The following is a 13,002-nucleotide window of genomic DNA, read 5'->3' as shown; positions in this document are numbered from 1 at the left end:
TGAATTGTTCCTGCGAATCAGGACATCAACCACAACGATAGGCTATTACTACTATGAAACCACTTTCCGATATAGGCTTGGTTGGCTTGGCCGTGATGGGCGAAAACCTCATCCTGAACATGGCCAGCAAAGGCTATACAGTTACCGCTTACAACCGCTCCGTAGAAAAAGTAGACAGCTTTATCGCGGGCCGCGCCCAAGGTAAAACTATTCGCGGCGCTCGCTCAATTGAAGAACTGGTGCAGTCACTCGCCAAACCACGCAAAATTATGCTGATGGTAAAAGCCGGTAAACCGGTAGACGATTTCATCGAACAGCTTATACCGCACCTGGAAGCTGGCGATATCATTATCGACGGCGGCAACACCCACTTCCCCGATACCGATCGTCGCACCGCTTATTTAGCGAGCAAAGGTCTGCATTTCATCGGCACCGGCGTTTCCGGTGGTGAAGAAGGTGCATTGACTGGCCCATCCATCATGCCCGGCGGTTCCCCGGAAGCCTGGCCATTTGTGAAAGATATTTTCCAGGACATCTCTGCCAAAGTAGATGACGGCAGCCCATGCTGTGATTGGGTTGGCGAGAACGGCGCGGGTCACTTTGTGAAGATGGTTCACAACGGTATCGAATACGGCGATATGCAATTAATTTGCGAAGCTTACCAACTGCTGAAAGAAGTGATCGGCCTGACTGCTGACGAAATGCACGCCGTATTTGCCGATTGGAACAAGGGCGAACTCGATTCTTACCTGATCGAAATCACCCGCGATATCCTCGCCTACAAAGATACCGATGGCGAACCACTGGTTGAAAAAATCCTCGACACCGCCGGCCAAAAAGGTACCGGCAAATGGACTGGTGTAATCGCACTGGATCTGGGCGTACCTCTCACCCTGATTTCTGAAGCGGTATTCGCACGCTGCTTGTCATCACAAAAAGCGGAGCGTGTTGAAGCAGCAAAAGTCATCAAAGGTCCAGCAGTGAATTTCACTGGCGACAAAAAAGCCTTTATCGATGACCTGCGCAACGCGGTATTCGCTTCAAAAATTATTTCTTACGCACAAGGTTATTTGTTGATGCGAGAAGCGGCGAAAGAATACGGCTGGCACTTGAACTACGGCGGCATCGCATTGATGTGGCGCGGCGGCTGTATCATTCGCTCATCATTCCTCGGCAACATCAAAGAAGCATTCGACAAGAATCCTGAATTGAAAAACTTGTTGCTGGATGATTACTTCGCTAAAACCGTTGATGCAGCGCAAGCTGGCTGGCGTCGTGTTGCCGCTGCGGCGATTGTGAACGGCATTCCCGCTCCAACCATCACCTCAGCACTGACTTATTTTGACGGCTATCGCACTGCCCGCTTGCCAGCAAACCTGCTGCAAGCACAGCGCGATTATTTCGGCGCGCACACCTACGAGCGTATCGACAAACCACGCGGTGAATTCTTCCACACCAACTGGACCGGTCGCGGCGGGAATACAGCATCAAGTACTTACAACGTTTAAGTTTTTAAACGGAAGGTGAGAAATAAAAAAGCCGAATCACAAATGATTCGGCTTTTTTGTTGCATAGAAAATTAACAGCGCACGCCTCTTGGTATTGAAGGTTGCGGACATGGTCATGTTGGGGTTCGTTCCTCACCGCCAACCTACGCTTGCTGAAAAAATGGCTTTGACCATTTGTTGGGCATGGCTGCCCAACCTACTTCCATATGATCGCCGCACGGTTGCGCTCTGCAAAGGTAAAAGAGTGGAAGCAAAATACCAGCGAAGGTGAGTCATTATATTTTCTCGATCCTGATGGGCACAAATTGGAGCTTCATTGCGGAAATTTACAAAGCCGCTTGGCGTCATTAAAGGAAAATCCTTACAAAGGATTAGTGTGGTTTTGATCAAAAAATTTAACCTGGCTGTCGAATTATCTTTGGCTCAACCGACTAATAACGAAACCTGCAATTCGGCAGCTTAATAAATATCGTCACATTTAAGGAGACTCCAATGCCCAGCACTGAAAAAGCAAAAGGTCCTGCGTCCTACTTCCCGTCCATCGAAACTAAATATGGTCACCCAATCGAACACTGGTTCAAATTGCTTTCCGCGCAAAAACAATTGAAACACATGGAGATGGTTAATTGGCTGAAGCAGGAACATGAACTTGGGCATGGACATGCCAGTGCGCTGGTTGCTTATTTTCGGGATCAGGAAAAACTGTAGCCAGACAGCAAATAGGGTAAGGGATATTTCGCTTTCCCATGCGAATCGGTTTATTAGTGCTATACATAATAAGTTTTACTAAACCAATAATTATCCATTACCCACTACTACTGTCACCGTAATAATGAAGCTATGCTTGGCAAAGCCTATAGTCAATTTCGTCTGCGAAATACAGGCACTACCGATAAAAAAGCGGCGGCGTATCTGCGCGCTAATCCTGTTTTTGTCAGTTTGCATAGTCAGTTCAGTTGTCGCTGCGGACACACTTTCCACTAACGAAAACGCAATCACACAAGAAATCTATCCGAAAAAAATCCACTTCCGTAACATCATGCAGAATCAGGATATTGCCCTCGGTGAAGTCGAAGCGATTTTGCAGGACTACCAGGGTTTTATGTGGTTGGGTGGACGCAATGCGCTGCTGCGTTACGATGGTTATGAGTTTCTGCCGATTCCTGCCGCCAAAGACCCGAAGGATCTGAGCCAGACCGAAGCAGTTAATCAGGTATTGGAATTATTGGAAGATAAACAACAAAACCTGTGGGCAGCGACACGCTCGGGTTTGTATCGCTATGATCGCGACCACGAGATCCTCGTGCCGGTAAAATTATTGGATGACATAACTCCGACCGGCGGGGCAATCAATGCACTGGCCGAAAGTCCTGCGGGTGACATCTTAATAGGCTCGGCGAATGGTTTCGGCATATTGAATCCAACTACAGGCAAGCTGAAGTTACTGAACCAGCAAAACAGATCCCTGCCCAGCAATCTGATCAGCGACATAGTGGTCGATAAGGACAGCAGTATTTGGCTCGGTCTGGAAACCGGTTTAGCGCAATTGGATCTGGTCACACACAATATCGCTCTCCATATTCCCAATCCTGCCAATCCAAAATCTACGTTTGAGAACAGTATCCGAACGATTGCGGTAGATCACAACGGCAGGGTGTGGGCAGGCAGTGATAATGGTATTTATCGGTTCGACCGCCATACCAACCGTTTTACCCATTATCAATACGATCCCAAAGCCACTGATAGCCTGGGCAATAATTTCTCCCGCCAGATTTATGTCGACCGCAACGGCTGGGTATGGACGGGCAGCGATGGCGGTGGTGTGAGCCTGTACAACGAGGGTAGTGACCGCTGGATTCGCTTCGATCGCGGCGATGCCGGCGCAGGCCGCTTGGCCAGCAATACCATTCGCCGTATTTATGAAGATCGAATAGGTGACTTGTGGGTCGGCACCTATCCTTCAGGTGTTCATATCTATGACCGCTCAAGTACTGCAATCAAGGTTTACCAAAAATCTGCTGAGACCGACAACGGGCCGATGGATAATAACGTTGAAGCCATTGTGGAAGATAGGAACGGCAATTTCTGGATTGGCGCGGGCGGTATTTCCCGCTTCGATATCAACACTAACGCCTTTACCCACTACCGCCCCACCACCGGGGACGACTCCCGCGTCGCTACTACCGCCATCATCAATGGCATGATTGATTCAGAAGGTAGCTTGTTATTCGGCACATGGGGTGCAGCGATCCAGAAATACAACCCGGCCACCGACCGTTTCGACACCATTCCCATCGATCCGGACCAAAGCAAGCGCGGTGAACAAACGGGTGATAAATTTAATGATTTAATGGTGTGGAATATCGCTGAAGACCGCGCTAAAAACCTGTGGATCAGCACCCATTTTAATGGCCTGACCAAATACGACCGGAAAACCGGCCTTTATCACTTTTATCCTCACGATGAAAATAATCCCGCAAGTCTTTCCAGTGCCGTAGCCTGGGTGTCTTACGAGGATTCCAAAGGGCGTTTCTGGGTTGGCACAGCCTATGGGCTCAACTTGATGGACCGCGAAAAAGAAACATTCAAGCACTATCTCCCCGACAGCAAAAATCCACGCAGCCTCGCCAACGGTTCAGTCCTGTCGATCCGCGAAGATAGCAAAGGCCGCGTGTGGTTCGGCACCGATATGGGTTTGCATTTGTATCACCCCGAAACTGATGACTTTACCCTTTACGATGCGCGCCATGGTTTTGCCGATCAGGGAATTCGCGCGATTATCGAAGATCGCTACGGCAATTTATGGCTGGGCACCAATAACGGTATTGTGCGCTTTAATCCCGCTACACTCGCGGTAAAAAATTACACACGTTTTAACGGCGAATTGATCGGCGGTATTGCAACCGGCGCAGCGCTGGCAACGCGCTCGGGCGCGGTGGCATTTGGCACGCGCAACGGACTTTACTTTTTTGATGTGGACCGACTCGAAAGTCATCGCAACGATACCGCTCCCACCATCGCACTTACCGACTTCCGCCTCTTTACCCGGAAAGTCGCCGTGAACGGGCAAGACAAAATTTTATCGCGCGCGATAAACCAGACCCAAGCCATCACTCTGGATTACACCCAATCGATGATCTCGTTCAGTTTTGCAGCACTGAATTATCGCGACCCGGAAAAAAATTCTTATGCCTATAAGCTCGATGGATTTGATGACCAGTGGCGCGAAGTGGGCAATCAACGCACTGCTCTCTACACCAACTTGCCCGCCGGGAAATACCAATTCCGCGTAAAGGCCAGCAACAACGACGGCATTTGGAACGAGCAAGGTCACAGCATCCAACTGGTGGTATTGCCACCGCCGTGGAAAACCTGGTGGGCTTATACAATTTACGCGGCTACCTTTATCGGCTTGTTGTTATTATTTATGCGCAACCAACATCAAAAAGTGGTTGCTGCACGCAACATCAGCCGCGAGCTTGAACATAAGGTCACCGAGCGCACTGCCGAATTGCAAAATAAAAATGTGGAGCTGGAAAGTGCCTATGCGCAGTTGGAAGCGATCAGTTTGTCCGATCCGCTGACCGGCTTAAATAATCGCCGTTACTTACAAAAATTAATTCCTATGGATATTGCTAAAGTCCAGCGCGAATATATTCCCCCCACACCCAATCGACCCCAGAGAAAAACCGCGTGTGACCTCACCTTTTTTATCCTGGATGTGGATTTTTTCAAATCAGTCAATGATCTTTATGGCCACACTGCCGGTGATCAATTGCTTATACAATTGTCGGAGTTATTGACCAAAATCTGCCGTGAATCGGATTGCGTCGTGCGCTGGGGCGGCGAAGAATTTTTAATTGTCAGCCGCTTTGCCGACCGCGATGAAGCACCACTGATGGCAGAGCGAATTCGCAACAGTATAGCGCAGCATAATTTTGCCCTACCGGATGGCAGCGTCCTGAAAAAAACCTGCTCCATGGGTTTTGCCAGCTTCCCTTTCCTGCGCGAACAGCCCATGGCGTTGTCCTGGGAACACGTAATCGATATTGCTGACCGCGCACTTTACGCCGCCAAAAAATCCGGTCGCAACCGCTGTGTGGGTTTGGTCGCAAATGCCAATACCAGCGTCGATCTGCTCCATCAGCGGATCGGTAGCAACCTTATCGCGATGATTGAAAATCATGAACTCGGTGTTATTGCCGCTGCAAATGATCAACTGGTGTGGGATTAGGGTGCTAATACCTGTCACAAAACTGTCAAAATTTTTGTAACAAAAAGCCGCTATGCTGGGTGATCCCGGCATTACTGCGGCATCGTTATGACCCATCATGAAGTTGTTACTCCACCGGATCTGTCCAGTCTACGCCCGACAGAATTGCACCGCGACCTCAAACAAAAAATTCCCGAACTGCTGGAACTTGAACGGTTGATTCGCCAATACCCGCAACACCTTCATGCGCGCACCGAAATCACCCTGAACCATGAGGCGCATGAATTCCCGCTTTATTCACTGACGCTTGGCAACAGCAAAGCAAATTCTCCCACCCTCCTGCTTACCGGCGGCATGCACGGGATTGAACGCATTGGCAGCCAAGTGCTGATTGCCTGGTTGCAGACGTTATTGGAGCGATTAAATTGGGATGCACATTTGCAGCAACTGTTTTCCCATATCCAAATCGTGTTGATGCCGATTTTGAATCCGGTTGGCATGTATCTAAATCAGCGCGCCAATGGCAACGGCGTGGATTTAAATCGCAATGCACCGATTGATGCCGAAGGACCGGTACCACTGCTCGGCGGCGGTCATCGTTTGGGACCATTTTTACCTTGGTATCGCGGGCGCAAACGCGGGCAGATGGAGGCGGAAAATATTGCACTGGAGCAGGTGCTGCGGCGACAAATCTTTAATCGACCTTTTGCCGCCGTGCTCGATTTGCATTCGGGACTGGGTTTACAGGATCGCCTTTGGTTTCCCCACGCCTACCGTAAAAAAGCGATTGGCAATATTGCACAATATGTTGCATTGAAAATGCTGTGGGAACGCACTTATCCCAATCACACTTATTTATTTGAACCGCAATCGATCCATTATTTATCGCACGGCGACTTATGGGATTATTTTTACTACCAATCGCGCGCGCAAAACCAATTGCATTTTTTGCCGCTGACATTGGAAATGGGTTCATGGTTGTGGGTGAAAAAAAGCCCGCGGCAATTATTTAATATGGCCGGATTATTTAATCCACAGATCCAGCACCGCCACACCCGGGTGCTGCGTCGCCATATTTTGCTGCTGGATTTTATTGTGGCTGCAACACTCAATCACCAAAATTGGTTGCCAGATGAAAAGCAAACAGCGATATTCAACCAAACCGCAAAGAGCCTATGGTTTTAAGACATATGGGGTTCTCATGAAGCATTTTATTTTATTGCGCGGCTTGGCCCGCGAAGCGGCACACTGGCTGGCCTTTCCCGCGATATTGCAACAAGCATTGGGCGATGATTGCCAATTGCATCTGGTGGATTTTCCCGGCTGCGGAAAATACGTCAATCAGGAAGCACTCTCCACAGTCGCCGCCATGACTGACCATGCGCGTAGCGAAATCGATGCAACAAAAATCACCGAGCCTGGCGAAGCAATGTATGTTCTGGGAATTTCAATGGGCGGCATGGTCGCACTGGATTGGGCGCAACGCTTTCCGCACGAATTGCGCGGGCTGGTGTTGGTAAATTCCAGTGCCGGCAACCAACCCTTTTGGTGGCGTTTGCGCCCCGCCGCATGGCCGCGCATGATCCATGCGTTATTAGCCAGCAGCCGCGAACGCGAAGCCGCCGTCCTCACCCTCGTCAGCAACAATCGCGATGATTATGAACACCATATCAACCAGTGGTTGAACATCCAGCAACAGCGCCCTGTTACCCGCAAAACGATCTTGGCTATGCTGCGTGCGGCAGCGAGTTTCCACCCGCAGCCACTATGCAAGGTGGCGGGATTGATAATCGCCAGCGAGCACGACCGTATGGTTTCTGTGCGCGCAAGCAATGCTATCGCCCAACAATTTAATTGGTCGATAATCCATCACCCCAGCGCCGGCCACGACCTGCCGATGGATGATCCCCAATGGCTGGCAGATATCATATCCCGTTGGTGTCGTCCTTAAATCCAGGCAACATACATCACAACTGCTCTCACGCATTATGCCCTTTACCAGTGGTTGATCAGCCCGCCAACTTACCATCCTGTCTAACACCGTCAAGCCTTCGTATAAGGCCCGTAAAAACACCGAGAAACCGGTTACATATTTACAAATATTGACCCCTCTTAACGGGATCAAGAACTAGACTTCAATGCAATTTCCCGTCAGGGAGAGGTATGCACCCGCTCAGGAGAGAACGGGTGAACAACCGTCAAGGCCGCTCTGAATACCAAAACACGAGAATAAGCACGAGGCTTACATGACCCTTCCCGCTCTACCGGATGGTGCTGCTGGCATTTCTCGCCGCGATGCCATTAAACAACTTGCTATTGCCTGTGGACTTGTACTTTCCGCCAATTCACTTTCGGCACTGGCGGCTACGTTTAGTCAACCAACTGATTTAGCCCGCAGCAAAAAAACGCTGCTGAACACCGATCAATTAGCACTGTTACGCGAATTGGGCGACATTATTATCCCGACAACTGACACACCTGGCGCAATCGCTGCTGGCGTGCACGACTTTATCAATCACTACCTCATCTATTGCGCGAGCGCTGCGGAACAACAAGGGTTGATTGCAGGCTTGAAACGTATTGATGACTCCGCCAAAACCCGCTTTAGCAAACCTTTTTTAAGCACAAGCAAACAGCAACAGATTGCACTGTTGACCAACATGGAAAAAGCCACCGACGGCTTTACTGCAGACGACCGCACATTCTTTAAACAATTGAAAGCCCTGGTCACTTTTGGCTACTACACGTCGGAAATCGGCGCGACCCAAGAGCTGGCCTATCTCGCCATTCCGGGCGGATACAAAGGCAATTTCAAATTCAAACAAGTTGGCAAAGCCTGGGCACTGCCTTATTAAAAGCTGATCGCGTTTTTGCGCTCCGGTTTTATTCACTTGTTTTGATCCTTAATTTTTTTGCGAAGTCATCTCCATGGATAAAAATATTTACATCGTCAAAAGTACTGAAATTTTTGATGCAATCGTCGTAGGCTCTGGTATTTCGGGTGGTTGGGCTGCCAAAGAACTTACTGAAAAAGGTTTAAAAACATTGATGGTCGAGCGCGGTCGCCCTGTAGAGCACCGCAAAGATTATATCGGCGAAGGTGTAAAAGCCTGGCAGATGCCGTTCCGCGGCCAGATTGAAAAATCGGTAGTCGAAGAACAACATTACGTACAGAAAAAATGCTATGCATTTAACGATGCAACCAAACATTTTTTCGGTAACGACAAAGACTATCCCTACAGCACCCCTAAAGATAAACCCTTCGATTGGATTCGCGGCAATCAACTCGGTGGCAAATCCCTGCTCTGGCATCGCCAATCTTATCGCTGGAGTGAACACGACTTTAATGCAAACGCATTGGATGGCCAGGGTGTCGATTGGCCGATCCGCACCAAAGATATTGAAAAGTGGTACGACCACGTAGAAGTTCACGCGGGTATTAGCGGCTCAACCGAAAACCTGGAAATTTTGCCGGACAGCAAATTTTTGCCGGCCTTTGAAATGAATCCGGTTGAGAAAGAAATGAAAGCGCGCATTGAAAAGAAATGGCAAACGCGCAAATTAATTATCGGCCGCACCGCACATTTATCAGTTCCTGCACCGCACCATTTGGCACAGGGGCGTGTGCAATGCCAGGCGCGCAATGAATGCCAGAAAGGTTGTTCATTCGGTGCTTATTTTTCTACCCAGAGCTCAACCCTGCCTGCGGCACTGGCGACTAACAATTTGACAATTGCGACCAACAGTATCGTGCACAGCGTGATTTACGATCCCAAAACCAATCGCGCCACCGGCGTGCGGGTGATCGATGCAGAAACCATGGAAACGCGCGAATATTTCGCCAAAGTTATTTTCCTGTGCGCATCCACCATCGGCACCACGCAGATTATGCTCAACTCGAAAAGCGAAAGCTTTCCAAACGGTATCGCCAACTCATCAGGTGTGCTAGGCCATTATTTAATGGATCACTTATACGGCGCCGGTGCGACTGGCCGTGTAGAAGGTTTTGAAGAAGATTATTACTCCGGCCGTCGCCCGATTGGTTTGGTAATGCCACGCTTCCGCAATTATTCAGAAAAGAATCCGAACTTCCTGCGCGGTTACTTTTTTATGGGTGGGGCATCACGTCAAGGCTGGGATTCGTTCAGCGAAGACGACGGTTTCGGTGCCGATTACAAAGCTGCCATTCGCAGTGCAGGCAGCTGGAATTTTAATTTGAGCGGTTCAGGTGAAATGTTGCCGCGCTACGAAAACCAGATTTCATTGCACCCTACCCTGAAAGACAAATGGGGCATACCGCAATTACACATCGAATGCAGCTTTGGCGACAACGATTGGAAAATGATGGAAGATATCGCCGATACCGCAGCAGAAATGCTGGAAGGTATTGGCCTTAAAGATGTCAAAAAAGATATTCGCGCAAAACGCGATTGGTTCCCCGGCTTATCGATTCATGAAATGGGTACAGCACGTATGGGTAACGATCCAAAAACCTCAGTCCTCAACGGCTGGAACCAAGCACACGATGTGCCAAACCTGTTTGTCACCGACGGCTCCTGCATGGCCTCCAGTGCATCGCAAAACCCATCGCTGACTTACATGGCGCTCACTGCGCGCGCCGCTGATTATGCAGTACAGCAATTAAAGCTCGGTAAAATATAAAAAAACCACAAGACGCAATTACTACTATGCACTATTACAAACAACTAACACGAACAATTAACAAAAGGATCACACTATGACTCTGTCAAAAACAATAAAGGCGTTGACCATGGCAGCGATTACCAGCGCCAGCCTATCGGCATTTGCAGCAGACGTAACACCAACCTCACCGCAATTGAGCGTGCAACTTTGGTCAATCAAGGATGACGTTGCCAAAGATTTTGAAGGCACTTTGAAAAAGCTGAAAGCCATGGGTTTCCAGGGCGTTGAGTTCGCCGGTAACTTCGGTGCTTATGCTAATGACCCAAAAGGCCTGAAAGCATTTTTAGACAAGACCGGTTTGAAAGCATCAGGTGCACATGTTCACTTCGATAAATTATCACCGGAAAATTTTGATGCAACCGTTGCATTCTACAAAGCTATCGATTGCAAATATTTAATTATCCCCATGGATGAGCGCGCATTTACGCCTGAAGGCGCCAAAGCAGTTGCCGCTGATCTTGAAGCAATACAGAAAAAATTAGCACCGCATGGTATGCACACCGGTTATCACAACCACAAGCCGGAGATGCTCGGCGACAAAGGTAAGACGCCTTGGGATGTTATCGGTACCGGCACATCGCATGGTGTAATTTTGCAGCAAGATGTGGGCTGGACTGAAGTTGCCGGTAAAGACCCGATTGATTTCATCAAAGCCTATCCGGGCCGCACTATTACCACCCATTACAAAGCAGCCGCTCCGGAACCGGGCAATAAAGAAAACGCTATTCTTGGCCAAGACACCACTGACTGGACAGCACTGATCACCGCAAATAAAACTGTCGGTGGCACACTCTGGTTTGTAGTTGAGCAAGAAGTTTATCCGGAAGGTTTGACGCCGATGCAAAGTGTTGAAGCATCACTGAAAGGCCTGCAAAAAGTTATTGCCGATATGAAATAATTTTTTGCAGCTGTGAAAACGCCGCACCTGCGGCGTTTTTCATGTCGGGCAGACGATATTCATGGATTGGATTACACCGCGCAATTATTTCAACGATCTATAACTACAATCGTAACTACATTCAAGGGTGATTCCCTTATGCTGAAGTTTGACGATAGCCAAAATATTTTCCAATTAATTGTCGATGGCAATGCACCCATTCTTATGGCATCAGACCGAATGGAAGGTGAAATTGCCAATCAGATAGCCAAGGTAATGGAACAATTAAAAGTATATGGCCTGAAAAAAGTGGATTCTATTATTTTCAGCGGATTGGATTATCAGGGCTGCCATTGGCATCCATCCGTAAAAGATGACAAACTTATCGCAGAGTTGCTCACCCGGCACTTAAAAACCAAAAGAATCTGGTAGTGTTATAATTATGCCAATGCCCCGCACGTGTTAATCCTTTGTGGAAATTTTGTCGACTGACAAATAGTTAAATAATTTTTTTTAGATAGGTAGAAAGATCAGCTGGAGTATCAACATCAAATTCCGCCGATGGCATCGCAACTGGAACAACTTGATCTTTGTAACGCTGCAATAAATTTTTTGCACCGATATCGCCGCGGCACTCGTACAAGCGCGCTTTAAACTGCGCAGGAAAAATCGCGGGCACACCTAACGTATTCGCAAAGCTGGCGCAGGCAATTTTTTCCGGGTTTTTACACCAGGCGCGATAGAGGTTACGCAAATCCTGCGCACTGATCAGCGGTTGATCACCCAACAATACCAATACCGGATTCCCGTTCTGCAAATGCTTCACGCCAAAGGCAAGGGAATTCCCTACGCCTAAATTCCATGCGGGAAATTCCAGCAATTCAACTGATCGCTCAGTGCGTTTTTGGGGTTTGGCATCCAGCGTCGGCAGCGCCTGTAATAGCTGGGAATAAAATGCCCCGCCAATAACAAAAATGCGCGCCGGGTCGAGTGCACGCGCACTGGCAATACTGTTAGCGAGCAGCGGTTGTCCCTGCCAATCCGCCAATTGTTTACAGCCGCCAAAACGGCTCGCACTACCCGCCGCCAATACCAGGCAATCAATTATTATTTTGTCAGCCATTATTATTCAGCCTCATGTTCATAGAAAAATTCACCGTGTCGGCTCCGGTTGACACGAATGATTGCATCATCATTTCACTTAGGGGTACCGCACTTTGGCACGCTTGCCTGCATTCAACCACTGATCAGCCGGTGTCAATCGCCAGCCAGGTACTAGTGCCAGATGGCAGAGTGGAATTACATCGACACCACTGCCGAAAATTAATATTTGCGATAAATCCAATCGCGTGTGTTGATCACCATCCCCAATACTCATTCAACCAACTGGCGAGCAAATGATGGGAATGATTGGCTATGGAGCATGCATCCTTATCATTGGTGTTATCGCTATGTAAATAAGGACAAAGCCGAGTAGTCCGATAATCCCATTCATCTTCTGTTAAGGAAAGTGTATTTAACAAAACTAAACAGCTAGATGACAAATAACCTAAATTTCTACAGTTTTTATGGAAAAGTGTTTCCAATCTTTACATATAAAATCTTATAAAAATTTTAGTTTTTAGTACTGAAGGCAACTTGAGGCGCCAGATCCACGATAATTAGATGGAAAATGCTCCCTGGATATCACCCGGTTATAA

11 protein-coding genes and 1 pseudogene are annotated in these 13,002 nt (G+C 48.4%); 10 read left to right on the top strand and 2 right to left on the bottom strand.

Annotated features, from left to right (window positions below; translation table 11 throughout):
* Nucleotides 1-53: 53 nt before the first annotated feature.
* The 10 genes and pseudogenes from gnd to AC1RJL_RS00505 all read left to right on the top strand — a co-directional run bounded on the left by gnd (nt 54) and on the right by AC1RJL_RS00505 (nt 11,734).
* Nucleotides 54-1,508, top strand: coding sequence for a decarboxylating NADP(+)-dependent phosphogluconate dehydrogenase (gene gnd / locus AC1RJL_RS00550; RefSeq protein ID WP_492910788.1), 1,455 nt, complete (start codon nt 54-56; stop codon nt 1,506-1,508).
* Between the two features lie 215 nt (nt 1,509-1,723).
* A pseudogene (locus AC1RJL_RS00545) lies at nt 1,724-1,894 on the top strand (VOC family protein); the annotation flags it as partial.
* 106 nt (nt 1,895-2,000) lie between these two features.
* Nucleotides 2,001-2,216 (top strand): DUF4287 domain-containing protein, encoded by a 216-nt coding sequence (locus AC1RJL_RS00540; protein ID WP_492910787.1) that lies wholly within the window; start codon nt 2,001-2,003, stop codon nt 2,214-2,216.
* Nucleotides 2,217-2,352: 136 nt separating this feature from the next.
* Nucleotides 2,353-5,742 (top strand): ligand-binding sensor domain-containing diguanylate cyclase, encoded by a 3,390-nt coding sequence (locus AC1RJL_RS00535; protein WP_492910786.1) that lies wholly within the window; start codon nt 2,353-2,355, stop codon nt 5,740-5,742.
* A gap of 87 nt (nt 5,743-5,829) precedes the next feature.
* Entirely contained in the window at nt 5,830-6,906 is a 1,077-nt protein-coding gene (locus tag AC1RJL_RS00530) for a DUF2817 domain-containing protein (RefSeq protein WP_492910785.1), read from the top strand.
* 16 nt (nt 6,907-6,922) lie between these two features.
* Nucleotides 6,923-7,672 (top strand): alpha/beta fold hydrolase, encoded by a 750-nt coding sequence (locus AC1RJL_RS00525; protein WP_492910784.1) that lies wholly within the window; start codon nt 6,923-6,925, stop codon nt 7,670-7,672.
* A 295-nt stretch (nt 7,673-7,967) separates the two neighbouring features.
* The gene (locus AC1RJL_RS00520) at nt 7,968-8,576 is read left to right on the top strand and encodes a gluconate 2-dehydrogenase subunit 3 family protein (RefSeq protein ID WP_492910783.1); all 609 of its coding nucleotides are present in this window, start codon (nt 7,968-7,970) and stop codon (nt 8,574-8,576) included.
* A 73-nt stretch (nt 8,577-8,649) separates the two neighbouring features.
* Nucleotides 8,650-10,383 (top strand): GMC oxidoreductase, encoded by a 1,734-nt coding sequence (locus tag AC1RJL_RS00515; protein ID WP_492910782.1) that lies wholly within the window; start codon nt 8,650-8,652, stop codon nt 10,381-10,383.
* A gap of 76 nt (nt 10,384-10,459) precedes the next feature.
* On the top strand, nt 10,460-11,323 hold the full coding sequence (locus AC1RJL_RS00510; protein WP_492910781.1) for a sugar phosphate isomerase/epimerase family protein: 864 nt from the start codon (nt 10,460-10,462) through the stop codon (nt 11,321-11,323).
* 138 nt (nt 11,324-11,461) lie between these two features.
* Nucleotides 11,462-11,734, top strand: a complete 273-nt coding sequence (locus AC1RJL_RS00505) for an SGNH/GDSL hydrolase family protein (RefSeq protein WP_492910780.1) — start codon at nt 11,462-11,464, stop codon at nt 11,732-11,734.
* Nucleotides 11,735-11,801: 67 nt separating this feature from the next.
* Here AC1RJL_RS00505 and AC1RJL_RS00500 read toward each other — a convergent pair whose 3' ends face one another.
* Nucleotides 11,802-12,425: a nucleotidyltransferase family protein gene (locus AC1RJL_RS00500; RefSeq protein WP_492910779.1), complete on the bottom strand. Its 624-nt coding sequence runs from the start codon at nt 12,423-12,425 to the stop codon at nt 11,802-11,804.
* A 78-nt stretch (nt 12,426-12,503) separates the two neighbouring features.
* The gene (locus AC1RJL_RS00495) at nt 12,504-12,680 is read right to left on the bottom strand and encodes a hypothetical protein (protein ID WP_492910778.1); all 177 of its coding nucleotides are present in this window, start codon (nt 12,678-12,680) and stop codon (nt 12,504-12,506) included.
* Nucleotides 12,681-13,002: the final 322 nt, after the last annotated feature.

Source organism: Cellvibrio sp. GW822-FHT04B05 (genome assembly GCF_058800985.1).
This window is presented reverse-complemented; position numbering and strand designations above follow the sequence as displayed.